We start from the raw sequence: 23,648 nt of genomic DNA on the forward strand, positions 1-23,648 counted from the left end.
TAAGCAAGCCTGCAAACCTTTATCCCGTAATGGCAGACCCTTCCACCACGCTTGCCCGCCAGATCCGCAAAGAAGCGGCGCGACTTGGATTTGCGGCCATCGGGTTTTCCGCTCCTGTACGGCAACCCATTGCTATGCAGCATGTTACCGATATGGTCCGTGAAAAACGGCATGGGGAGATGGGCTACATGGAAAAGCAGATGGAGGAACGGAGCAATCCTTCCCTGCTGTTTACAGGGTTGCACACCATCATCTCTACTGCCATCTGTTATAATTATCCTCTCAGCCATGATGATGGCCTGCCGAAAATCTCGAAATATGCACTCATCGACGACTACCACAGGGTTGTCAGGAATAAACTGGAGGCGCTTGTTGCAGCAATACAATTGCTTGTGGAAGAGCCTCTCCAGGCAAGAATCACGGTTGACAGCGCGCCACTTCTTGAAAAAGCGTGGGCCGAAGAGGCCGCTATCGGAAAAACCGGAAAAAACACCCTTCTGAAGGTGCCCTCTGCCGGGTCGTATGTTTTTCTTGGAGAAATTCTTGTTGACCGGGAGATTATCTCTACAAAACTTTCCTTGCCCAACTACTGTGGCAGTTGCAGTAATTGTCTTGAGCGCTGCCCTACCGGGGCATTGCTTGAACCGGGAAAAATTGATGCCTCAAGGTGCATCTCCTATCTGACAGTGGAGCTGAAACGGGATTTTACGGCTGAAGAGGCGGCGATGATCGGCGACTGGTTGTTTGGATGCGATCTCTGCCAGGAGGTCTGCCCCTATAACCGGCAGGCAAGCATCACCGCAAATGAATCATTTGTGTTGCGGCAGAATCTCATCGGCATCACAACAGAGGAGATATTGAACCTGACCAAATCAAGCTTCCGCGAACTCTTTTATGGCACCCCGATTTTCCGCATCGGCCTCAGGCGTTTGAAACGTAACGCCCTGGCTGTTGCGGATAATCTGAAAAAGGCGAAAGAAGACACGATACCTACCAATTTCTGAACAAGTTGAGTTCGAAACTTGTCCAGAATGAAAACAAATAGAAAAAACTAATAACGAATATCCAAGCGCACAGTCATTCCATAATTTCAACTTATGGCATGAATCTTCAGTATCTTGCCTTATTTTCTATGGAATCTATTTTTATAGAGTACTTATAATGACTCTTGCCTGTATGAATAGGAGTTATATGTTATGGAATTATTTACTCGATTATTGCGACAAGATCCCTGATATTTGGCCGTTGCTTGTCCAGTTGAGATTGATTAACATTCACACTTTTTCCATTCACACTTATGAGACCAGCATTTAAAGACATTATTGGTATTCCGAGTGTACTTGATACCACTGAAGCAGTATTTGCATCCACTATCTCAAATTGAAACATATTTGTAAACGCACGGCGACTTTGTGGCACACCTGCAGATACAGGATGGACACAAAATCTATTGGAATTATGAAGCCATACGTTCCAGATTTCTTCGCCAATTTCCCGAACAACTTGCCCGAAAGCACTGGCGGATTTTACATACTGTGTGAGTCTGTTACCGATATAGCAATAAATTTGAGGTAACGCCATAGTAAATCGTAGCGAGTTATTGAAAAACTCTGATTGTTGTGTACCAGCCTGCCTTGTAATACCAAAGAGAAGCGCCAATACTGCCCGAACAGCTCGTTTTGAAGAACCATCCGCTGAAAACGGAACAAGTACTCTTTGAGCCGCCGACATGGCAAGTTCAGTATAAATTGAAAAGCTTGGATTACAATCAATAAATACCGTTACATCTGCTTGATCCCAAGAATTTTTAACGTCATTTATCAAGTCTGAAATCCAGGAATGGACAATACGCCACGCATCTGCCGGGCCCGGCTGAGTTGCACCATAGACACGAGACGCTTGAATTTCTAGGGTTTCGTCTCCTGCAATCAAAAAGAGATTTACAGGAATCGCACTGTTATACTGTGAGATCTGTGTTAAATATTGAGCCCCGGTATTGGGGTTAACATACGGACTGACAATACGATCTTCGATATATGTTGAAATTGTACGTGACGGACTTAACTCTGATAAAAGCCGTTCTCCGTTGATCATTCCACCAAGCAGCATACCTGATGCATTAGCTTGAGGGCATAAATCGATAACAAGGATTTTCTTGTCCGCATGAGTGCGAGCATATTCACATGCGACTTGAAAAGTCAGATAACTCTTTCCAACACCACCCTTGTTGTTCCAAAAAGCATATACCGCCATAGGTTCACCCCAATAGTCATTTTTTTCCCAAACCATTACTTCTCCGACTTTTTGCTTTCTCAATGCTTGAAGTGACGCATTCCGGTAAAGACCATCGCAAGGTTGTTGGCATCGGCTGCTTCAATCACCTCGTTATCGCGAATGGAGCCACCAGGCTGAATGACTGCGGTAACACCAGCTTCGGCAGCGGCAAGCAGGCCATCAGCGAAGGGGAAAAACGCATCCGAAGCAACAACCGATCCATGCAGGTCGAGACTAACTTCAGAGGCCTTCCAACGTGCAATTTTGGAGGAGTCAACGCGCGACATCTGTCCAGCGCCGACGCCGTATGTCTGACGATTCTTGACATAGAGAATGGTGTTCGACTTGATATGCTTGCAGATTTTCCAGGCAAACATCAGGTCGGCAATCTCCTCTTCTGTCGGCTGCCGTTTGGTTACAACCGTCAGATCCTCTTTTGCAACGATTTTGCTGTCACGTTCCTGAACAAGCATCCCGAACGGGGTTGACTTGAACTCCCAGCCACCTTTGGGCAAAGCGTTCGTCTGCAGCACCAGCCTGCGATCTTTTTTCTTCATCAGCATCTCAAGCACGCCATCCTCAAAAGCGGGAGCAATGAGAATCTCGGTGAAAATTTCATTGACCGCCTTTGCTGCCTCCATATCGAGAGGACGGTTAAAGGAGATAATTCCACCAAAAGGAGCCTGGGTATCGGTTGAAAATGCCCTGCGGTAGGCTTCGGCAAGGGTCGGGGCCTGAGCGACACCACAGGGGTTGGTGTGTTTGACAATGACCACTGTCGGCTCCTCTCCACGGAACTCCTCAATCAGGGAGACTGCTGCAGCGATGTCGAGCATATTATTGTAGGAGAGCTCCTTGCCATGCAGCTTCTCGAAAAAGTCGCCAAAGGAGCGTGTTCCGTTCTCATCGGTCAGGCGGTAAAGCCCTGCGCTCTGGTGCGGATTTTCACCGTAACGCATATCGAGCTCACGCTCAAGAGTGACCGTCATCTTTGAGGCCGCACCCTGCTGCTCTCCTGCGACTGCTCCGGCAAGGTAAGAGGCAATGGCACGGTCATAACGGGAGGTGAGTTCAAATACTTTCAGGGCAAGCGTCAGACGGGTCGTTCTTTTTGTCGCACCGTTATGCTCACGCATCTCCTGCAGCACAAGAGCGTAGTCGGCACTATCGGTTACCACCGTTACCGATTCGTTGTTCTTGGCTGCACTGCGCAGCATGGATGGACCACCAATATCAATATTCTCTATAGCATCCTCGAAGGTTACATCCGGCCTTGCCACTGTAGCCTCGAAAGGATAAAGGTTGACGACAACAAGATCAATGAAGCTGATACCGTTCTCCGTAGCCTGTTTGACATGCTCCGGATTCTCCCTTACGGCAAGCAGTCCACCATGTATTTTCGGGTGCAGGGTTTTGACCCGTCCATCCATGATTTCCGGAAATCCGGTAATGGTGGAGATGGAGGATGCGCTGACTCCTGAATCCTGAAGCGACTTCAAGGTACCCCCTGTTGAGAAAATTTCAACGCCCATGCCACTCAACTCCCGGCAAAATTCAACAATACCGGTTTTATCAGATACAGAGACCAGCGCCCGCTTGATGACAGGATCAGACATTTGCAGAAAATTTATTTATTGATCGTTCGTTTTAAAGCTCTTCGGTAAAGCGGGAATTTAAGAAAAAATCTCCAATTATTTGAGGGCGATCTGCTCCGGGAGAAGCCGAAACCGCACAGAGATGCTTTCATAAAAGACGGGAAAGCCAGAGGTTGAGAGCATCATATTACGGAGTAAAATTTCGTGCTATCGCTCCTCTTCAGTTGCACCATGCGTGTGATGCTTTCCCCCCCAGGCGATGAAACCCGTCAACGTCCGGGGAGGTGATGCAAGATTCACGGAACAGAAAGTAACCTATCCCGCAACGAAAGGGAGTCGAGGGAATAAAAACAGCGGCCTATGCGTAAATTGGCAAGTTACCAGCCACGCGGGTTCTCAACTCGGCCAGCATCTCCGACTCCTTCATTTTAGACGCCCAGGCAGGGCGAAGCTGAAAGTGCGGCTCATCGACAATTGTTTTCCAGTTTCCTCCCCACTCTAATCCGAGGTCTGTGCCAATAACACCCACAGCCTTGTACTTTGGTGAATCACCGAGATACTTGTTTCCCTCAAAAACCCCGATATCAAATGCAATGCCGAAGTTGTGATTTGAGAAGCCCCCTTTGGCGTTGGTAACTTTATTCCCCGGCACCGTTCGACCTTGCGCGTACAAGGCATCTTGTTCTGCATAGGTCCTGAAACCACAGATTATCTTTATGCTAATTCCGCTCAAAGCGGCTTTCTGGACAAGAGCACGCGCTAATGGTTGTACCTGGGGCAACAGTGTTGCGATGACCTTTTCACTTCTTTGATCGACTGGGGCTATATCGGGCACTGGCGGAGCATCAGGAAGTGTGGGAGTGACAATATTCTTGTAAATGGCACTCCAGGTTTCCGGTCCAGCCTTGCCATCGGCATCAACACCCAAAACTTTTTGTACCTCGGTGATCAGCTCTTCGATTTTCATCTTTCCTCCTGTAACAGTTATGGAAGTGGGAAATGGAAACTGTGAGCGCTTGCCCCATTGAAACCAATCCGTAGCCGGAATAGAAATGAAGACGCTCAGTTCATCAATAATACGGCACAAAACAGACAAATACTACATCACACCGTAAAACGGTCGAAAAGCTTGAGACGCCAACCCTGCTGCCAGAGCACATCGTAGCGCGCCCGCAAGTCGGCATACTCCCAACCATGAACCCATAGTTCCAGCTCCTTCGTCTGACGCCACACGGCCGTTATCTTCGTTCCACCTGAGTTGCAGGTCGAAATGAACTTGAGCCTCCAGCCACCTGACCAGAGCTCGTCGTAGCGTGCCTTGAACTGTGCAAATGTTGCTCCGTATATCTGGTATTCACCCTCCTTCGAAGGCTCCCAGGCGGCCGTATAACTGAGCGTACCGTTGACGTCGATGACATCAATCAGTTTTAACCGCCAGCCCTGCGGCCACAACTCATCATAGCGTGCGCGGTAACTCGCATAAGAGGCATCATAGATCTGATACTCGCCGCCCGTTTTGGGGGCCCAAACAGCCGTGTAGCGGATTTGTCCACCAATCACATATCGCGTCAGGAGCTTTAATCGCCACCCCTTTGCCCACAGTTCGTCATAGCGTTTGCGGTAACTTGCATAAGAGGCGTCATAAATCTGATATTCGCCGCCACTGCCCGGGCGCCAAACGGCTGTATAAAGCGGTACATCGTTCACAACGACGATGCTGAGGCTGTAAAGACGCCAACCCTGCGGCCACAACTCGTCGTACCGTGCACGGTACTTCGCATAGGGCACGTCATACATCTGATACTCACCGGTAGTATTCGGCGTCCACGCTGCTGTATAGCGAACGGGCGACTTTGGTACCGGATTCCTGACCCATTGGCCCTTCTTGAGGTAACCCCGGATAACATGATGCCAGGTTGCACCACTGTCATCAGAATACTCATAGTTACAGAAAGGAAAAGCGATTGTTACAAAGTGAGAACGATCTGCCGTATGCTCCCCGAGGTTCGTCACTGCCTGATGCAGGTGCGGAGAGCCCGTTCCCGACCTGCCAACCGTCGCCAGATCCGTGCCATAACTCACGTGCTCTCCACTCTTCACTCCGCAGCTATTCTGCTGAAGATGCAGGTAGTCGCAGAATTCGGTAGCGCCCTGTTGAATGGTCACAAAATTGGACGGGCCCTGACTCGTGTTTGGCCCACCTTCCCAGACGTGCGCAACCGTTCCCGGGGAGGAGGCCCTGAAGGTATGGCCATTGATATCACCATCAGGAAACATGAAGTCATAACAGAATGCCGCATAGCCGGAATGGCTGATTGTCGGATCGCCGAAAGCTTGCGAGATAGTGACAATACGCCCTTGTTCAAACGGCAGACGCATGTGGCTCACCAGGCTCAACGGCAACAGCTTGCTGTCGGCTGCGTTGTCACGGCTATTTGAGACCGTTACGTTATGAGCCCCCGGAACACAGGTTACAGGTCGCTTCAACGTCGCTGGAACCGGTTCGCTCACTCCGTCGCCAAAAATAAACCCTGCCAGCAAATTCACCTCTTTTCCCGTCAGCGTTTTTGCCGCTGCAAGCAGCGCAACCTGAGATGTCGTCAGTGCCGCAGTGAACACCGCCACATCGTCTATGAAGCCGTAAAACTGTTGATGAATCTCGTCACTTCTTCCCAGACGGAGTGTGCCACTTGGTTTATTGGACGAGGGAACCGCCAGGGTTCCTTTCGACACGCCGTCAAGGTAAATGGTGAAAGTCGAACCTTTTCGGACAACCGCGATATGATGCCAGCTCTCCTGAAAACTGGAGGCAACAGGAATATCGAGCAAACCTGTGCCGATGCGGATTGAGAGCTTATTGTTCCCGCCACGGCCATCACCATTACCAATGAAATAGAGCCCGCTGCCATGAACGGCAAGCAGAGGGCCATCATAGGCGTTGACAAACTGCATCATGAATCGTACAGCGACAGTGTGGTCACTGGCAAAAAACTCGGAAAAGGCAACAGACGTATCAGCGCAGCCACCCCACGTCAAACTCAGTGCCATAGTTCACCTCCCCATGATTTAGTATTGAAATAATCGGCCAGACTTCATTGTTGCAGATTCTCATATCACGTCATTCTCCACAACCAAAAGAGATCCTCTTCTTCATCTCTGAACCACCACCCTTGCCAATTAGTTTTGCTGTGATGGTTACTGGTGCACATCCGGTATCATCAATCAGAATGCCATAACAATTGGTTCGATTCTTTTCAAAAAATCCAGGCTTAAATCTCTTTTTTTGAATCGACCGACCATTCATAACGATAACATCCAGAGATAGAGCCTCCGCATTTGATTGCCCATTCCCTGAGGCATGTACAAATACCTTTACCAGGGTTTGATTCGATGGACCCTCTGCAGAACCCTCACCGATAACCACATTCCGCAAAACAAAATCGGGATTATCAACTATGTTACCGGAAAATGTCGCTTTGTCAGAATAAAAAAGAGCAGCCTCAATTTTTGAAACCTTGTAGATGATCCCGGATTGAGCATTACTTTGCCCAGAGAGAAAAACAAACAGCATTGCAAGAAAAAGCACTTTCATTTTCAATCTTACCAATTTTCAAACCGCTGATTCATGCTCATTCCCTTGTATCTTCCTGACCTTTCATCGTGCAGTTATACCGTTACAGGAAAAAAGTTAACTGAATTATTAACTCATTATGAGCACCCATTCATATTTTCAGAAAAGAAAACAAGTGCAGTTGTCACTTATTCATACTTATCTGGATTTTCCAGTCTCCCTCTTCCTTGATCAGATCAAATGCCCCATCTTCAACGGTCGCATCACTATAGGTGACCTTATATTTAACTTTTGCCAGATCACCGGTTATACTTTCTTCAGTATCGATGGATTTGATTCCACCCTTGTTTTTGATGATACCGACTTGATGAGCCATCATTGAAGGTAATTTCGAACCAAAAGACTGTACGGACTGTTTTGAAAAGAGCTTTGTAGCATTCTCGACCTCTCCCTTTTCAACATATTGAAAAAAATTCTTCACCACCTTCGAGGGGCTTGGCTTGAACAGGCTGCATCCCACCATTGAAAGCATTACGATGATCAACAAGAGAGCGGGCATTCGTGTTTTTTGCCTTGCGATATGCCCACCAGACAAGTTCCGTACAATAAAGCTTATCGTGGTTCGTATTATTCATATCGTAATCATAACGAATCCCTTGTTTGAAAAAAGAAACTGCACAATCGACAGCTCTGGATGAAATCTTATCCTTACTTTTTGATAATCGATACAAAGCAAAACCGGATGTTCTTTCCGGTGATAAAAAATCGCCAAGAAGTTCCATTTTTACAAGCCCATCTTTTGACTCATTACTCTCCGGCAAAATATGGATGACAAAAATATGGCCATGCGACTTACAAATAATACCAACATGGGAATAACCAGATTTCGAATCAACAGATACAACAAAAGAACTGGCAATATTGATTCCTCGCTGAAAAATGATATCTCCATTGCTGAATTCACGTTCTGCATATAATATTTTTTTATCAACAGCCCGCTCTTGCTGATAAACAGAACCATTACAAAAAAACAGGATAGTCAAAAGTAAAGCCGACAAGAATAGTGATCGGTAAATCATGTCATAAAATCAGCTTTTGGAGATTACTGACTACTTGTGATTGCAATACAATAAACGATGCATCTATCTTGAAAAAGATAGCGCATGGCATTGAAAAAGCTCTGTACAGCGAAAATCAGTTCGATCTTCGGTTATCTTCTTCACTTTACAGATGAATAGAAACTAATCACAACGTTTAAGGCAAGTTGTTTCAGCTTTCTCATAGGGATCGATATAAAGCAACAAGAATCGTAACAACAAGGCATGTCAGCCAGAAACGCATTGTTCGGCAACAAATTACGTTAAAGATATGAAGATTGCGGGCAATAATGAAAAGGCATCTTGCGAAATGGCGTATAATCACACATCATCCCGACTCATCAGTACCGGAGGGAAAAGTGCTGCTGCAGTATCGCAGGAATCTCTTCATGCTTGAGTGTCCACCCCTTTGTTTTGCCTTCTGACACGGACTGGAAGCGGTCACCAAAAAGCACCTCCTTACCTGAAGGGTTCTGCAGAACGACCATCAGCCACTGGACAAAAATCGAGTCCGGATGGGTCGAGTTCATATAATTGGCCGGTTCAAAATCCACCCACTCCTGCGGACTGAGATTGAACTCATAGAGATTTTTCGAAGCGCCATCGATAAATGACTGCAAGAGATAGTCCCCTTCCAAGCTTAAGGTCAGTTTGAACGTATCGCAATCCTGTCTGATTTCCCGGTCAATCCAGTTCAGATTAACCGGTTCGCGTATGCCGTAGCTGCCGAAACCCAGGTCACAGAGCCATTGTTCGCCCCCTATGGCAGCAACAATCGCCATATGCGTCTTCGGACGACGGACAGGATAGGTCATCGGACGGGCCGCGACAAATTGATAAGAAAATCCCAACGCGTCAAGAGCCATGGCAAAGAGGCCATTCACCTCATAGCAGTACCCTCCCCGCTGCCGTTCAACAATTTTACGATAAATCTCTTCTGGTACAAGAGAGACAACTTTCCCCTGCTGAACGTCGAGGTTTTCAAATGGCACCGAAAAGAGCTGGCAGCGCATCATGCGTTTCAGTGTAGCAAAATCCGCAGAGGCATCACACTGAAAACCGATTCTGGAGAAATATGCCTGAAGATCAAAATTTTGAGCTTTCATAACGAAAAAAGTCACGAGCCCGTTCGGCTATGATGAAATTGCGATCACAACAATTTCTGGAAAGATACGATTTCGGTACACGAATCGTTGACTCAACACTCCAAAGTTCAACTGTAGCATTATTTCTTCAGCTCGCCCGGCAAAAATCGGCAGAGATCCACCATTCCATCTCAATAGCAGTATCACCACTGTGAGGGATAATTCGCTGCCCACCCTGAACGAGGAAACCTATTGGCAGGTAGTGCGGTTGTAGTGCGTACCGGTAAACGAGACCTGAGTAGCGAGGGTTGTTTATCCGGAAATGGTCGTGAACTCGTAAAGCATCTTAACTCTCCACAAATCACCTTCACACTTATGAACTGGAAAGAGCTTCTTGAAACACAACTCGAATCCGCCTTCAAGGTGGCAGAACGACTTGTCAGGCTTCTTGACGAAAAGGATCTCGCATGGAAACCAACCGACGGCAGCAACTGGATGACGACCGGGCAACTGCTCCTCCATATGGGGAAATCCTGCGGCGTTCCCATCAAAGGATTCGCTACAGGAGATTGGGATATGCCAGCCCATAGTGAGATGGACGAGAAGAAAGCTGAAAGGAAAATGCCGCCTCCGGCTGAAGAACTTAAGAGCGTCAGTACCATCGAGGAGGCCCTTAAACTTCTCACTCTCGACAAAGCCATTGCCTTTGAGACACTGAACCATTGCAGCGAAGAAGAGCTGGAATCAAAACGAACGCCAGCCCCGTGGGATCCGACCCCGATAAACCTCGGCTTGCGCATACTGCAGATGATCGATCATTTGAACCAGCACAAAGCACAGCTCTTCTACTACCTGAAGCTGCAAGGCAAACCGGTCAACACCTTCCATCTTTACGGCAAGTAGCAATACTTGCCGGATGGCAAGCCTGCTACATATTCCTGAGCAGACGGTCATAGAGGTCATGAGCTTGAGGATTGATCTGCCATTGTTCATAAGCTCTGTCTGCACGACACTGTACCTCTTCCGGTAATGCGTCATAGAGTTTCCAGAACTGTGCAGTCGTGACTGATTTCATCCGGGCACAATACCGCCTTTATGATTGAATGACATTGGTCTTGTTTTACCTGCCCGATGTTCGGCCAAAGCTTCACCTGCCATTTTTTCCAGCAAAGCCTGCGATTCATCCGTTGCCATCAGTGCATCCCATTGCTCATTATCAGCTTCTATCTCCGTGAGACTTTCTTGTTTGATGAGATCCTCACTCAAAATCTGAGCTTCAAGAAAACGGGCAAAATCGACCAGTTGCTCTACCCGACTGGATGGTAAAACACGCGCAATCCTGATTAACATCTGCTCATAATCCCTGTGCGTAACTGTATTCATAATCTCTCCCTGGTGGGATGCTATCTGATTCGAATATTATTTATTATGGAAATCCCGTTTCTCTTTTTAGAATGCCCGGGAAAAACAACACATCACCACAATACAAAACCAAACACAAAACAGCAAGTATTCAGCACGTAATCGCCGCATGAGTCGTTGAAAACTGGTTAAGCCAACAAGCACGATCAACCTTGCCAAATGGAAGGAAATCCCCAACCCCATCTAAACACTTGGCTGGAAACCACTATTCCTGCATGCCCGGCACCCGTAATACCCGCTTTGGACAGCAACGATAGATGAGAGACTGAATCTTCATGACATCGAGACGACCTTCACGAAAAAGGAGGTATTAATTTGAGCAAATCACGTTTTTTAAAATTATGACCGATGACCCCGGCTAACAAGTTTGCCCGTGTTTGTTTTTTAGCCGCAAACCTCATGAGCGACTCCAGTAGAAACTCATTATTCAGCAAAGGCTGAAGAGCATACCCAAGAGTAAACTCGTGAAATGAAAACTCTTTTCGCCAGAGCTTCTCGTAATACATTGAAGCCCGAATTTCCTCTTCATCCAGAGCCCTTGCAGCGGCCTCTGCAGCATACCGGCCACTTTTCAACGCATAATATATCCCTTCACCATTCAGAGGATCTACAAAACTGCCAGCATCCCCGGTGAGCAGCACATTACCACGACCTCTTTTTCCCTGAAAAGAGCCAAAAGGAAGAGGCCACCCTTTGAGTGTTCCCGGCTCCATAACAGCATGTTTCAACTTTGCCGATGCAAACGCATTCTCACCAACAAACCGCTCAAACAACTGCTTGAGACCGCGCTGATCTTTGAAACGGGTCATAAGGCCCACCCCGACATTGGCTCTCTGATTACCTAAAGGAAATATCCAGCCATAACCAGGAACCATGGACTTGTCGTAATGGAGTTCTATGGAATCCGTCAACCCCTCAACCTTTGAGTAATAGGCACGAATGGCAAACCCCTGATGCTTTTTCTCCTTGTTTGCCAGATGCAACCGGGAAGCTATTGGAGAATAGGCCCCGTCGGCAGCAATGACAACACGACCGAACCAGTCACCTCCGGAACTTCTTACACCTCTCGCTCTGTCACCTTCCATGATGATATCGGTAACGGTCGTATTTTCGAGAAGGGTGATCGAAGAGTGCTCTTTCACGCAGGCAATAAGGCAGTCATCAAATTCTTTTCTTGGAATAACATAGGTCGCACCAGTCAAACTCCCGGTTTGCAAGATTCTCCCCTGCAAAACAGTCCCGGCAGGAGAAAAGATGGTAACGCCTTTACATACCATCAATGGGCCCAGCCGAAGGCGAAGACGATCCATAACGCCCATCTCTTCAAGAAGAGTCGAAGAAGCTGCAGTGATACCGTCTCCGCAAACCTTCTCTCTTGGAAACGTCGCCTTGTCGAGCAGCAAAACACGGCACCCTTTTTGGGCAAGAAACAACGCAGACGAACATCCCGCAGGACCAGCGCCTGATATAACAACATCATAGGATTTCATAACTCACCTGTCTTCAATTTTCACCATATAGCCGACCCAGCCGAGCCCAAAGCTCGATCAGTCCTGATATCGTGCGATGCTCCACAATACCTGCAAGATATTCATTCGTCAGGAACCTTCGACAAGACGAGCTACTTGATTACCACAAATTGCGCAGTTTCCTTTGAGACGCAGATCACCGCTCACAACTGAACCGGAATAATCAACGATTCTGACAGCGTCACGACAATGCGAACAAAAGACGTTATCAAGTATCTCCTCCTGGAACTCTACAGGAATTTCCTCCCATAGTTTGGCAGCTTCCGGCGAAAATTGGGGAAATTGGAATATGGTCATGGGAAATAGTTCTTTACGGTATAACATGGCGTTAACCTGTCTGTGTGTGGTTGAGCCCGCCCGCTCATAGCGAAACTCGACGTTGAGCCAAGCCCGATAAGGTTGAACGCTATGTTAACGCTCACTCAGTCCAATTGAAATTTGGCTTTCTGTGTGTCAATACACAATCTCTCAGATAGAGATTTATCAATGACTGATAGGGAAGGCCCATTTCATCAGAAAGTGACTTGAAGTAGTCAACAACATCTTCACCAAGACGGATTGTTACGGGTTTTTTCAATTTTGCAGCAAACGGGTTTTTTTTACGCTGCATCTTTGAGAGATCGTATTCTTCTTTCATCAGTTACCCCTGTAGAATCTGGTTTCGCTTTTGGTTGCTTTTCGAGCTGAGATGATTCTGATCACTTCATCAGATTCTCTGTAGCAGTGGCAGACCATCAAAACTCTGGAGTGAACACTTCTTCCAAGCAGAAGGAAGCGATCCTCTTCGCCGGAATTTTTTTGATCAAAAAATTGATCAGCAAATTCGTCATAGAACACTGTTTTTGCTTCTTGAAAAGTTATGCCATGTTTCTCAGAATTGATCCTGGCTTTGTTGTCATCCCATTGAAATTCGATAGACATAATTGTAAATATAAATTATGTACAGAGGAAAAACAAAGCAAAAGGGTGAACTGTATCAGCCGTTTTCGCCAGTAGAAAGCTTTTCTTTTTTGGGTAAGTAAATTATTTTATTACCACATTTGCGGTAAAATAATACCTGTTGGCGGATGAAAATGAACGTTTCAAGCTGGTCAGGGCCGATGCCATCCGGATTTTTGAAGTGTTCGAGCAATTAACTCACTTCCAGCAAAAAATGGGGAAATGGCGTATGGTCATGGAGAATAGTTCTTTAAGGTATAACGGCGCGTAGCCACCGAGCCATCAAAAAAATCAGCCGAAGCGTAGCGAGCTGGTGGATTGCTATTGTCAGGCTGTTAATTTTGTTGTCTGTGCTGCTTCTGCATGCAATTTCAAACCCAAGGCACTTATTACTTTAAGAATGGTATCGAACCCCGGACTTCTTTCCCCGGAAAGAGCCTTATACAGACTTTCCCGAGACAAACCAGCATCCCGTGCCACCTGTGTCATACCTTTTGCCCTTGCAATGTCCCCCAATGCCTTTGTAATAAACGCTGTATCACCATTTGCCTCTTCAATGCACACTTCCAGATAAGCGGCCATTTCTTGAGGAGTACGAAGATGCTCGGATACATCATATTTTATTGTAACGGTCTTTGCCATATTTCACTCCTATCAATTCCTTCACCCTAAGATTGCCCAGCCAGGCACTCAATTCTTGCCTGAATGCGTGCACGTGCCCGAATATCTTGCAAACTGTCGATCAATCAATTGCCAAGAGAGGTTGGTTTTCTGAATTTCAATACCCCAATGTAGCCTATAAACAACACCTTATAAACAAGATTATGATGGTAAATAATGCCCAACGTGAAAGTAACCGGCGCTGCGCAGCTTTACGCGCAGCATCCAGTTGACTATAAGGTTCTGCGTCATCGCGTCAGAATCTTGGCGGTGATAATGGCAGGGTCGTTTTCATACCCACGATCAGCAAGTGATGTGACCTTTTGCTTGATGTCTTCGGGCGACCAAAATAGCCACTTCCTCTTTTCCATGAATTCGCGGATTGGCTCACTCTTTCCTTGGTAGACCTTGCCAGCAGCAAGACCGAGGGAAATTGTTGTTTTTGAGTTGGCCATGCCGCAAGCGATGAGGTCTTGGTACAACCTTGACAGAACGATCTTGCGATAGCGCTCAGAAGTAAAGAGCTTGTATCGGCCCTGAGGTACTTCATGTTCCTCATTCAGTTGTGCAAGTTTAACGCCAGGCGAATCAAGGAATGACTTTGCTTCAAGGGCAACCACTTTATTATTGGAGAAATGAAGCGCGAGCAAGTCAATCTCAGGGCGCGGAATTGAATGCTTCCCGATTTGCCGCTTTTCTTCTTTTGTGACATTCACCTTAAACGACCTACGCACCCAGTAACCCTCGGCTTCAAGCAGCGTGGCAATGATGCTCTCAAAGTGATCCATCTACGACTCCGTGACGCATAACAATAATTAGATTGATCCGACTAAACCGCAGATTATTGAATTGCAATCCATATAAGACGCCTATCAATAACCTCTTGAAATACAGTTAATCTTATGATGATAAATTAGTTATAGCACTGAACATATTTTATTTCAAAATTTTATATGGATCAGCGTATAAACGTCGTTTTACAACCCGCCAACAGGGCTCTGAACATCAGTTTGGACACAGTTTGAAACATGATTGTTCATCTATCACTTCAGTCGTTTTCGCCAGTAGAAAGGTCGTCGTTTTTGGTGAGCGCACGCAAGGATCAAAATCCGATCACTTTCATGATATAGCAGCCCGCGCTCGAAGAAGAACTTCTTTATCCGGTATCTCAACGACAATACCTTGCTCCAACTCATCAAGGCGACACTCCGCCTCTTCAGCCCACAAAGCATCGGCCTCAGCTTGTGTCAGTTCATCGAGGCTCTCAACTATCCACTTCGCGAGAGAAGCACGTTCGTTCAATTCCAGCTTCTGAATCTCGACTTCGATCTCTTTGATACCCATATCCATGCCATTAAAAGTATTTATCTTTGGAATAAAACTTACAGCAAAGGTACGGATAATTCCAGCAATAATGAGAAATATGGACAACCAAACTGGAGAATTGAGAGAACATGCAGACACACAGCCTCGAAAAGCGGAAAAGCTTGGAAATGGATGGACGTTATGATAAAATCTATCCATGTGCTGAACAGTTGACGGTTAACACACGCCCGGTACACGCCAACCATGACAAGTTCTCAAAACAAAAACTTGATGCAGGAAAAAATTGGTGACATACGTAATGATTTGAGCGGATTTACTGCGCTTGCTGCTCTTTCGGAGAAAGCCAAAGGAGTGTCACTGGAAAAAGTCGATCTTGATTTTCAGTCATGTAACTTTTTTGAGGCAAACATGGCGGCACCGTTCTATGCTGTTATGACAAGGTACTATGAGCAGTAACATAACGTTTAGATTATAGATACACACACTGAAATGCGGACAATTCGAGCAACAAGAGAGACTGTGATAAAAAAAGTCCCCATAAAAGTTATTGACATAATCGGCACTGATCTCTGCATAGCATCAGAAGATGGGCAGAAGGTGTTCGATAAAACAGTACCGTTGCTGAAAGCAGGTAAACATGTTGTTGTCTCTTTTGATGGGGTATCAATGTTTATTCCGCTTTTCATGAACGTAGCAATAGGACAACTCTACAGCATGTTCAGTGAAGGGGAAATTCGGGCACAGCTTGAAGTCAGCGGATTGGCCAGTGACGATATGGAAATTCTGCAACGGGTAGTGGAAAACGCAAAGAGGTATTATGCCAACCCGAAAGCGTACGATAAGGCTTGGGCAGCAATAACAGATCATACCAGTGACGCAGAAAATAACATCAGAAAATAATACTACATCCACATGACTACCAATAAAACCCGTATTGCGGTTTTCTGCTCCGGCGGAGGAAGCAATTTTAAGTCGATTTACCGCTCAATTGCGGAAAAGCCGCTCAATGCGGAAATCGTGCTCTGTCTTTCGAACCGTTCGCAGTGCGGAGCGATGGAGTTTGCACACGAACAGGGCATTGCGACGGTGCATATCACGGAAAAACAGTTCGACTCATTTGACGAGTTTGCTGACGCGATGGTAACGCGTCTCAAGGATGCGCAGATCGACGTTGTTCTGCTTGCGGGCTATATGCGGAAGGTGCCGGACGCGGTCGTCAGGGCGTTTCCGGAGAGGATGCTCAATATCCATCCTGCCCTGCTGCCGAAGTTCGGGGGTGAGGGGATGTATGGCATCCATGTGCACAGTGCGGTGATTGCGGCTGGCGAAAAAGAGAGCGGTGCGACGGTGCACTTTGTCAACGAGGAGTATGACAAGGGGAAGATCCTGCTGCAAAGAGCGGTACCGGTTTTACAGGGCGACACGCCGGAGATTCTTGCGGCGAGAGTGCTTGCATGTGAACACCAGCTTTACCCGGATGCCCTTGAAAAACTACTTGCGGAACAGCGCTCATGAGCGCCGGAACGCTGAATATCAGTGAGATTTTTCACTCTATCCAGGGGGAGTCATCCTTTGCGGGATGGCCCTGCGCTTTCATACGGCTTGCGGGGTGCGGTCACGGCTGCATTGGCTGCGATACCGCCTATGCTGAGCATGACGGGATCAAGCTTGGGATAGAGGTGGTTGTGCAAAGAGCGCTCGCTTTTCGGGCGCCTTTGATTGAGGTTACCGGGGGTGAGCCGCTTTTGCAGCCCGCCGTGTACAGCCTCATGCGGCAACTCTGCGATCTGGAGCAGAAGGTGCTGCTGGAGACCGGCGGCTTTCTCTCTGTTGCCGAAGTTGACTGCCGGGTGCATAAAATTATTGACCTGAAACCGCCATCATCGGGGGTCTGCGATCAGAACAATCCTGAAAACATTGAGCTTGCGCTTGCCGCTGTGCTCCCCCACCGCCAGAACTTTGAGTTCAAGATTGTTGTTGCCAGCAGGGAAGATTATGAGTGGGCAAGGGCGCTTTTGCAGGAACACGGTTTGATGGATTCTTTTACCATTATGATGGGTGTTTCGTTTGGGAAACTTGATCCGGCTGAACTTGCCGAATGGATGCTGCGCGACCGGCTCCGGGCGAGGATGCAGCTCCAGTTGCATAAATATATCTGGGATCCTTGCAGGCGGGGGGTATAAACGAGATGCATTTGGCTTTGGGCGGTTTCATCCTTACTTTTGTTACTGTTCGTTGTGCTTAATGATGCGGGGCGGGGGGTGGCATCGGCCGTATGTGTTTATTGTTTACGAAGAGGGGCGGGGACACTGGCCGAGGGTTTTATGTTTGTTATGCACAGAGAGGGGGGCGGGATGACCCCGCCCCTACGGTTCATTTTCATTGTCAATTATCCATTTTCATTTGATTTCTTTGTCTGTTATTGTTCCGCTCTTTAATGAACGGGAATCGCTTCCTGAACTTGTCGGGCAACTGTATGCTGCTTTGGGTGAGAATGAGATGCGGACTCTCTTTCCTGCGCCGTTCGGTTTTGAAATCATTCTGGTTGATGATGGTTCTACGGATGATTCATGCGCACTGATCGGCAGTATGATTGCTGAACGGCCGGAATTGCGCCTGATCTCGTTTCAGAGAAACTTTGGCAAAACAGCGGCACTTTCGGCGGGCTTCATGGCTGCAACGGGCGATTATGTCTGCACCATTGATGCCGATCTGCAGGATGACCCTTTTGCCATCAAGGAGATGATCAAAAAAGTGCAGGAGGGGTATGATCTGGTGAGTGGATGGAAACAGCAACGCAAGGATCCGCTCTCCAAAACCATCCCGTCGAAGCTTTTCAATACGGTAACGCGCCTTTTTACAGGGATCACCATTCACGATTTCAACTGCGGGTTGAAGGTTTACCGCAAAGAGGTGACCCGTCGGCTGGAGCTGCATGGCGATATGCACCGCTATATTCCGGTGCTGGCCAAATGGATGGGGTTCAGGATTGCCGAGCTGCCGGTAAGCCACCGTGCAAGAAAGTTCGGCACGACCAAATATGGCTCCTCACGCTTTTTTTCAGGGCTTTTCGACTTTTTATCGGTGCTTTTTATAACGCGCTATCTTCGCCGTCCCATGCATTTTTTTGGCATGGCGGGTCTCATAAGCTTTTTTTCCGGCTTTATCATCAGCCTCTACATTACGCTCGATAAAATCCTGCTGAACAAACCGGTCAGCAATCGCCCGATTCTTTTTCTCGGCATTTTGCTGCTCATTCTCGGGGTTCAGCTTTTTTCGACCGGGCTGCTTGGCGAGATGCTTTCAACATCCTCCTCCAGAGGGAGTTCATTCGCTGTCCGTGAAACCCTGAATCTCACTGCCGGACAGGCAAAAAAATTCGGCGCTGCCGACTAACTTTTCCTCATATTTTTTACTTCTGATTATGAAACGGGTTGGAGCACATGTCAGTACTGCCGGAGGGGTGGAAAATGCTCCCCTGCAGGCGACCAGCATCGGGGCAAAAGCTTTTGCACTCTTTACCAAAAATCAGCGGCAGTGGAAAGCACCGAAACTGACGACCTCCTCAATTGAGGCTTTCAAAAAAAACTGTGAGGCTGGAGGATTCCGCCCTGAACACATCCTGCCGCACGACAGCTATCTGATTAACCTCGGCAGCCCTGATCCTGAGAAGCTCCAGCGTGCACGTGAAGCTTTTATTGAGGAGATGCAACGGGCTGAAGAGCTTGGATTGCTGCTGCTGAACTTTCATCCGGGTAGCCATCTCAAGGAGATTGCGGAAGAGCGATGCCTGGAGCTGATTGCTGAATCCATCAACAGGGCGCTTGATGCAACCAAAACCGTTACTGCGGTGATTGAGAATACCGCCGGACAGGGCACCAATCTCGGCAACCGGTTTGAACAGTTGGCATTTCTTGTTGACCGGATTGAGGATAAAACGAGAGTTGGAGTCTGTCTCGACACCTGCCACCTCTTCGCCAGCGGCTACGACCTGCAAACAACCGCAGCAATTGAGTCAACCTTTATGGAGTTCGACCGGATTGTTGGCCTCCGCTACCTGCGCGGGATGCACCTGAATGACGCAATGCAGCCGCTCGGCAGCCGGATTGACCGTCATGCGGGTATCGGCAAGGGAACGATAGGGATGGATGCTTTCAGATGGATCATGAATAATCCTGCCTGTGAAGAGATTCCCCTGATCCTTGAAACACCGGATTCTGCCGCCTGGAGCGAAGAGATCAGCCTTCTCTACGCTCTTGAGCAGTAAGTTGTGGGCTATCGCTTTGAAGCTGCCCTGAGATATTTGTTCACCGAAAGTGCACTGCCAAAAATACCAAGGAGAAGGCCAAGCACGACCGTGGCGGGTAAAACGAGGAGCGCTGAGGGTTGCACCACCTCATACAGAAGAGGCTCATAGCGGAAGAGCAGTTGATCGGAGAGCAGCCAGAGCGCTCCTGCCGCAAGCAGTCCGGAAAGAAGACCCTGCAAAGCCCCTTCAATGATGTAGGGTGCGCCGATAAACCAGCCGGTTGCACCAACCAACCGCATGGTTCTGATCTTTTCCTGCCTTGAATACATGGCCAACCGGATGGTATAGCCGATAAGCACGATGGTTGCCAGTGCAATCAATATGCCTATGCCACCGGTCACAAGGGTAAAGAGGCGTGCATTCTGCTCGATCTGATCGAGGAATACCTGATTGTAGCGAATATCAACGTCTGGAGCTATTGCCTTGATTTCAGGCACAAGCAGCTTCAGACTGTCGGGACATGCATAGGCGGGCAAAAACTTCAGCCTGATGGAGCGCGGCAACGGGTTTGAGCCAAGAATCCTGACAATATCCTCGCCAAAATCATGAGCAAACGTTTTTGCGGCTTCATCCTTCGAGACATAAAAAGCCTCACTCACCCCCTTGACCATTTTTATCTGTCGAACAGCATCCATAGCCTGGGGATCGCTGATTGATTCACCGAGAAATATCTCAAGCTCTACACGACTCCTCAACTCCTGGATAACATCAAGAAAACTGAGAGAGACGGTACCGAACAGTGCGAGCAGCACAAGAGCAAAAAAACTAATCGTAACCGTAATAGCCGCAGGAAGTTTCGCCCTTCCAATACTCGAAAACCCTTCCCTGACGACAAACAAAAGTGACATAACAGTATATTTTGCATTGATAACAGTTTCCCATCAAAGAATCAGCAAAACAAGTTGCAAAAACAAGTTTTTTTTCTTTTAATTAGAGCTGGAAAAGGGGCTATAGCTCAGTTGGTAGAGCATTTGCATGGCATGCAAAGGGTCAGGAGTTCGAGTCTCCTTAGCTCCACATAAAGAAAACAGTTTAAGCGCAGTTATGATACTGCGCTTTTTTTGTTCTGGATCTCCCGCCAGCATCTTCAACTCTTCTTCCTGCCCACTTTCGCAATCAAAAAAATCAGACCCACAATCAGTGAAGCTGCAATACCTGCTGCAATATTGAAAAGAGCCGCAAGCAGCACAACCGGAATGGTAAAGCGAACCGCAAGACCAACAAAACCGGAAGTTGCAAGAAAAGTCAACGCAGTCAGCGTCGTAAAGAAAAAACTGGTCGCAAGGCTTCCGGCAAAAGAGATAAAGAGCTTCTCCCCCTTGCCTTCCGAAATATTCTGCCACCGCTCTATCTGTTTTTTACCTCCCGGTTCGAAGAGATTTTTTACCATCATGGCCACCAGGCCAAAAAGGATCAGCACAACAAACTGAATACCATACACCTGCCATTGTTCATTTTTCGACGGGTTGAATGGCCCCTCTCCAAGCCTGAATGAGGCAAGCTGGAGCATAAAAATTGATGTCCAGTAAAAAACGGTACCCCAAAGCAGGGTTACCGAAACCCATATTGCTACTCCTGGAGGAGTTGAAGACTTTTTTGTCGGTACTGCCATAACTGTTCCCTATTCAAATGAATTGTTTGAAAAGCCCCATCTTCCTTTGCTCGTTGTCGAAAATATAAACCTCTTCACGGATAAGACAATTCCCCAGGAAGAAAAACAAAAACAGATTAGTAACCTCTTTTTACTCCACGAGCAAAAGCTGATCAACGTTCAGAGCGGATTGAGCACAATGAAGCAGGAACAACTGCAACGAATATTTTCAATTTAGAGTTTGAATGGTTATGTTCATTCGCTATTGTGTACTTGTTGTTCTGCCAGTTTATTCAACGTCAAGATCCCATTGCTTATGTGTGGAGTTTTCGGTGTCTTTAATTCAAAAACTCCCGCGGAAGATACCTTCTATGGACTGTACTCACTGCAGCACAGGGGACAGGAAGCCGCAGGTATAGTCGTCGCAGAATACAATAAAATCAAAAAAAAGACCCTCTTCAAGCAGCACAAGGGGATGGGTCTGGTGGCAGAGGTTTTCAGGGATGAAACGGTGTTTGAACGGCTCGGAGGTTATGCCGCGATAGGTCATAACCGCTATTCGACCACTGGCTCGGCCTCATCGGCAAGCAACATTCAGCCCTTTTCCCTCACCTATCGCTCCGGAAGTCTCGCGATTGCCCATAACGGAAACCTCACCAACTCCCGCACACTGCGGCGTGAGCTGACGGAGCTCGGCGTTATCTTTCAGGCCTCTTCGGATACTGAAATCATCCCCCATCTGGCTGCACGAAGCCGTGAAAAAGAGCCGATACACCAGCTCTATGAGGCTTTGTTACAGGTGCAGGGCGCCTACTCGATGGTACTTTTGGCCAATAACCAGATGATCGCCGCCAGGGATCCCTATGGCTTCAGACCGCTCGCTCTCGGCAAAAAGGTTGATCCTCTCACCGGTGAGCTTGCCTATATTGTTGCCAGTGAAACCTGCGCCTTTGATATCATCCAGGCAGAATATATCCGGGATATTGAACCTGGCGAAATTCTCTTGATCGACCATCTGGCGGTCGCAAATGAAAAGCCAACCTCGCTTTTTCTTCCACCTTCAGAGCGCAAAGCCCGCTGTATTTTCGAATATGTTTACTTTGCCCGCCCAGACAGTTTTATTTTCAAGCATTCGGTTGACAAAATCAGACGCAATCTCGGAAAAAACCTTGCACGGGAATCCTCTATTCAGCACCAGCCCGGTGAAAAAGAACTGACCGTTGTCAGTGTTCCCGACTCATCCAATACCGCCGCACTCGGCTTTGTGCGGGAAAGCATTAAAATGGAACGACCGGCAAGGTTCGAGCACGGCCTTATCCGCAACCACTATGTCGGCAGAACCTTCATTCAGCCAGGTATTCACAGCCGTGACATCAAGGTGCGTTCCAAGTACAACATTGTGCGTGGCGTACTTCTCGACAGGCCAATCATTCTTGTCGATGACTCCATTGTACGCGGCACAACGGCAAAAATGCTCATCAAACTGATTCGTGAGGCCGACCCAAAGGCAATTCACCTGCACATCAGCTCCCCGCCTATCACCAATCCCTGCTTTTATGGTATGGATTTTCCGACCAAACGGCAGCTCCTCACCCACATGTTCGACAGTCTTGATAATGATGAGGAGGAGATTGAAAAAATCAGGGAATATATCGGCGTTGATTCGCTGAAATACCTTTCCATGCAGGGACTGATGAACAGCGTCCCTTCATTTGAGGGAGAAACCTGCAGCTACTGTACTGCATGTTTCAGTGGTGACTACCCTATCGAAGTCAGCGATGCGACAACCGATAAAGATGAGAACGACTGAGAGCTACTTTTTCCCCTGCTTGAACTCAATCCTCACCGAGGTATGCGGCACAGCCTCAAGCCTTTTTTTCGGAATAGGCTTGCCTGACTTGATACAGATACCATAGACCTTGTTCCGTATCCGGTCAAGAGCCTGGTCGATATAGCCAATGTATTTCTCATCCCGGGCAATAAACATGAAGCGCTGCTCACGATCCATGGTATCGGTACCGTGATCAGCCATGTGCATGGAATAGTTTGAATTTATGGAATCTTCAACGTTCTCGTCCGAGAGCGAGGAACGGAGAATATCCAGGTCACGAAGCACCTCTTCACGTCTTTTAAGCAACAACAGCCTGAAATGTTCGAGCTCTTCATCGGTTAAATAAGTTTTCGTCAGGACGGGTTCTTCCATAACCTCGTTGTCCTTTTTTGAAGCGCTATCGTTTTTCTTTGCCATAA

29 protein-coding genes and 1 tRNA gene are annotated in these 23,648 nt (G+C 47.5%); 10 read left to right on the plus strand and 20 right to left on the minus strand.

From position 1 onward, the window contains the following. The first annotated feature begins 29 nt into the window (after window positions 1-29). A complete protein-coding gene (gene queG, locus AC56AD_RS11370) occupies window positions 30-1,004 on the plus strand; it encodes a tRNA epoxyqueuosine(34) reductase QueG (RefSeq protein WP_012508928.1) in 975 nt (324 codons plus the stop codon). A 202-nt stretch (window positions 1,005-1,206) separates the two neighbouring features. On the opposite strand, the gene AC56AD_RS11375 is transcribed toward queG, so the two are convergent. The 8 genes from AC56AD_RS11375 to AC56AD_RS11410 form a co-directional block, all read right to left on the minus strand. Beyond that, entirely contained in the window at window positions 1,207-2,289 is a 1,083-nt protein-coding gene (locus AC56AD_RS11375; protein WP_012508929.1) for a ParA family protein, read from the minus strand. Window positions 2,290-2,312: 23 nt separating this feature from the next. Continuing rightward, complete coding sequence (gene purH, locus AC56AD_RS11380) at window positions 2,313-3,890, minus strand: bifunctional phosphoribosylaminoimidazolecarboxamide formyltransferase/IMP cyclohydrolase (protein ID WP_012508930.1); 1,578 nt, start codon at window positions 3,888-3,890, stop codon at window positions 2,313-2,315. A 337-nt stretch (window positions 3,891-4,227) separates the two neighbouring features. After that, window positions 4,228-4,836 carry a M15 family metallopeptidase gene (locus tag AC56AD_RS11385; RefSeq protein WP_012508931.1) on the minus strand — a complete coding sequence of 203 codons (609 nt, stop codon included), beginning with the start codon at window positions 4,834-4,836 and terminating at the stop codon, window positions 4,228-4,230. Window positions 4,837-4,973: 137 nt separating this feature from the next. Next, the gene (locus AC56AD_RS11390) at window positions 4,974-6,917 is read right to left on the minus strand and encodes a LamG-like jellyroll fold domain-containing protein (RefSeq protein ID WP_012508932.1); all 1,944 of its coding nucleotides are present in this window, start codon (window positions 6,915-6,917) and stop codon (window positions 4,974-4,976) included. A 70-nt stretch (window positions 6,918-6,987) separates the two neighbouring features. Beyond that, window positions 6,988-7,461, minus strand: a complete 474-nt coding sequence (locus AC56AD_RS11395) for a hypothetical protein (RefSeq protein WP_012508933.1) — start codon at window positions 7,459-7,461, stop codon at window positions 6,988-6,990. 163 nt (window positions 7,462-7,624) lie between these two features. Next, complete coding sequence (locus AC56AD_RS11400) at window positions 7,625-7,921, minus strand: nuclear transport factor 2 family protein (RefSeq protein ID WP_012508934.1); 297 nt, start codon at window positions 7,919-7,921, stop codon at window positions 7,625-7,627. Then, window positions 7,896-8,498, minus strand: coding sequence for a YiiX/YebB-like N1pC/P60 family cysteine hydrolase (locus AC56AD_RS11405; RefSeq protein ID WP_482229380.1), 603 nt, complete (start codon window positions 8,496-8,498; stop codon window positions 7,896-7,898). The genes AC56AD_RS11400 and AC56AD_RS11405 overlap by 26 nt, the downstream gene beginning before the upstream one ends. A gap of 380 nt (window positions 8,499-8,878) precedes the next feature. Beyond that, entirely contained in the window at window positions 8,879-9,643 is a 765-nt protein-coding gene (locus tag AC56AD_RS11410; protein ID WP_012508936.1) for an arylamine N-acetyltransferase family protein, read from the minus strand. Window positions 9,644-9,997: 354 nt separating this feature from the next. On the opposite strand from AC56AD_RS11410, the gene AC56AD_RS11415 reads away from it, so the two are divergent. Then, on the plus strand, window positions 9,998-10,525 hold the full coding sequence (locus tag AC56AD_RS11415; RefSeq protein WP_041526538.1) for a DinB family protein: 528 nt from the start codon (window positions 9,998-10,000) through the stop codon (window positions 10,523-10,525). 25 nt (window positions 10,526-10,550) lie between these two features. Here the strand turns inward: AC56AD_RS11415 and AC56AD_RS11420 are convergent, their stop codons facing one another. The 9 genes from AC56AD_RS11420 to AC56AD_RS11460 form a co-directional block, all read right to left on the minus strand. Next, on the minus strand, window positions 10,551-10,697 hold the full coding sequence (locus AC56AD_RS11420) for a hypothetical protein (RefSeq protein WP_012508938.1): 147 nt from the start codon (window positions 10,695-10,697) through the stop codon (window positions 10,551-10,553). Further along, window positions 10,694-11,005 carry a hypothetical protein gene (locus AC56AD_RS11425; protein ID WP_012508939.1) on the minus strand — a complete coding sequence of 104 codons (312 nt, stop codon included), beginning with the start codon at window positions 11,003-11,005 and terminating at the stop codon, window positions 10,694-10,696. The genes AC56AD_RS11420 and AC56AD_RS11425 overlap by 4 nt, the downstream gene beginning before the upstream one ends. 332 nt (window positions 11,006-11,337) lie before the next feature. Next, a complete protein-coding gene (locus AC56AD_RS11430; RefSeq protein ID WP_012508940.1) occupies window positions 11,338-12,534 on the minus strand; it encodes a geranylgeranyl reductase family protein in 1,197 nt (398 codons plus the stop codon). 108 nt (window positions 12,535-12,642) lie between these two features. Continuing rightward, window positions 12,643-12,870 (minus strand): hypothetical protein, encoded by a 228-nt coding sequence (locus AC56AD_RS11435; RefSeq protein ID WP_041526865.1) that lies wholly within the window; start codon window positions 12,868-12,870, stop codon window positions 12,643-12,645. Window positions 12,871-12,991: 121 nt separating this feature from the next. After that, entirely contained in the window at window positions 12,992-13,210 is a 219-nt protein-coding gene (locus AC56AD_RS11440; RefSeq protein WP_012508942.1) for a BrnA antitoxin family protein, read from the minus strand. Continuing rightward, window positions 13,210-13,494: a BrnT family toxin gene (locus tag AC56AD_RS11445; protein ID WP_012508943.1), complete on the minus strand. Its 285-nt coding sequence runs from the start codon at window positions 13,492-13,494 to the stop codon at window positions 13,210-13,212. Before AC56AD_RS11445 ends, AC56AD_RS11440 begins: the two co-directional genes overlap by 1 nt. A gap of 345 nt (window positions 13,495-13,839) precedes the next feature. Beyond that, entirely contained in the window at window positions 13,840-14,154 is a 315-nt protein-coding gene (locus AC56AD_RS11450) for an addiction module antidote protein (protein WP_012508944.1), read from the minus strand. A gap of 266 nt (window positions 14,155-14,420) precedes the next feature. Beyond that, window positions 14,421-14,960 (minus strand): hypothetical protein, encoded by a 540-nt coding sequence (locus tag AC56AD_RS11455; RefSeq protein WP_012508945.1) that lies wholly within the window; start codon window positions 14,958-14,960, stop codon window positions 14,421-14,423. Between the two features lie 331 nt (window positions 14,961-15,291). Beyond that, window positions 15,292-15,696 (minus strand): addiction module protein, encoded by a 405-nt coding sequence (locus AC56AD_RS11460; protein WP_223293907.1) that lies wholly within the window; start codon window positions 15,694-15,696, stop codon window positions 15,292-15,294. 72 nt (window positions 15,697-15,768) lie between these two features. Here AC56AD_RS11460 and AC56AD_RS11465 point away from each other — a divergent pair, with 72 nt between their 5' ends. The 6 genes from AC56AD_RS11465 (at window position 15,769) to nfo (ending at window position 19,765) form a co-directional block, all read left to right on the plus strand. Further along, window positions 15,769-15,954, plus strand: coding sequence for an ATP-binding region, ATPase-like protein (locus AC56AD_RS11465; protein ID WP_012508948.1), 186 nt, complete (start codon window positions 15,769-15,771; stop codon window positions 15,952-15,954). A 63-nt stretch (window positions 15,955-16,017) separates the two neighbouring features. Then, window positions 16,018-16,398 carry an STAS-like domain-containing protein gene (locus AC56AD_RS11470; RefSeq protein WP_041526866.1) on the plus strand — a complete coding sequence of 127 codons (381 nt, stop codon included), beginning with the start codon at window positions 16,018-16,020 and terminating at the stop codon, window positions 16,396-16,398. Window positions 16,399-16,410: 12 nt separating this feature from the next. Beyond that, a complete protein-coding gene (gene purN / locus AC56AD_RS11475; protein WP_012508950.1) occupies window positions 16,411-17,013 on the plus strand; it encodes a phosphoribosylglycinamide formyltransferase in 603 nt (200 codons plus the stop codon). Further along, window positions 17,010-17,681, plus strand: a complete 672-nt coding sequence (locus tag AC56AD_RS11480) for a 7-carboxy-7-deazaguanine synthase QueE (protein ID WP_012508951.1) — start codon at window positions 17,010-17,012, stop codon at window positions 17,679-17,681. The genes purN and AC56AD_RS11480 overlap by 4 nt, the downstream gene beginning before the upstream one ends. A 220-nt stretch (window positions 17,682-17,901) precedes the next feature. Then, window positions 17,902-18,894 carry a glycosyltransferase family 2 protein gene (locus AC56AD_RS11485; RefSeq protein ID WP_041526539.1) on the plus strand — a complete coding sequence of 331 codons (993 nt, stop codon included), beginning with the start codon at window positions 17,902-17,904 and terminating at the stop codon, window positions 18,892-18,894. Between the two features lie 28 nt (window positions 18,895-18,922). Next, a complete protein-coding gene (nfo, locus tag AC56AD_RS11490; protein WP_012508953.1) occupies window positions 18,923-19,765 on the plus strand; it encodes a deoxyribonuclease IV in 843 nt (280 codons plus the stop codon). Between the two features lie 8 nt (window positions 19,766-19,773). Here nfo and AC56AD_RS11495 read toward each other — a convergent pair whose 3' ends face one another. Continuing rightward, window positions 19,774-20,655, minus strand: coding sequence for a cell division protein FtsX (locus tag AC56AD_RS11495; protein ID WP_012508954.1), 882 nt, complete (start codon window positions 20,653-20,655; stop codon window positions 19,774-19,776). A 96-nt stretch (window positions 20,656-20,751) separates the two neighbouring features. Between AC56AD_RS11495 and AC56AD_RS11500 the strand changes: the two genes are divergently transcribed. Beyond that, window positions 20,752-20,824: transfer RNA gene (locus tag AC56AD_RS11500), tRNA-Ala, on the plus strand. A 70-nt stretch (window positions 20,825-20,894) separates the two neighbouring features. Here AC56AD_RS11500 and AC56AD_RS11505 read toward each other — a convergent pair. Continuing rightward, the gene (locus AC56AD_RS11505; RefSeq protein WP_012508955.1) at window positions 20,895-21,419 is read right to left on the minus strand and encodes a hypothetical protein; all 525 of its coding nucleotides are present in this window, start codon (window positions 21,417-21,419) and stop codon (window positions 20,895-20,897) included. Window positions 21,420-21,714: 295 nt separating this feature from the next. Here AC56AD_RS11505 and purF point away from each other — a divergent pair, with 295 nt between their 5' ends. Beyond that, window positions 21,715-23,208 (plus strand): amidophosphoribosyltransferase, encoded by a 1,494-nt coding sequence (gene purF, locus AC56AD_RS11510; protein WP_012508956.1) that lies wholly within the window; start codon window positions 21,715-21,717, stop codon window positions 23,206-23,208. Window positions 23,209-23,211: 3 nt separating this feature from the next. On the opposite strand, the gene AC56AD_RS11515 is transcribed toward purF, so the two are convergent. Continuing rightward, window positions 23,212-23,646: a TraR/DksA family transcriptional regulator gene (locus AC56AD_RS11515; RefSeq protein ID WP_012508957.1), complete on the minus strand. Its 435-nt coding sequence runs from the start codon at window positions 23,644-23,646 to the stop codon at window positions 23,212-23,214. Window positions 23,647-23,648: the final 2 nt, after the last annotated feature.

Source organism: Pelodictyon clathratiforme, from assembly GCF_982375515.1.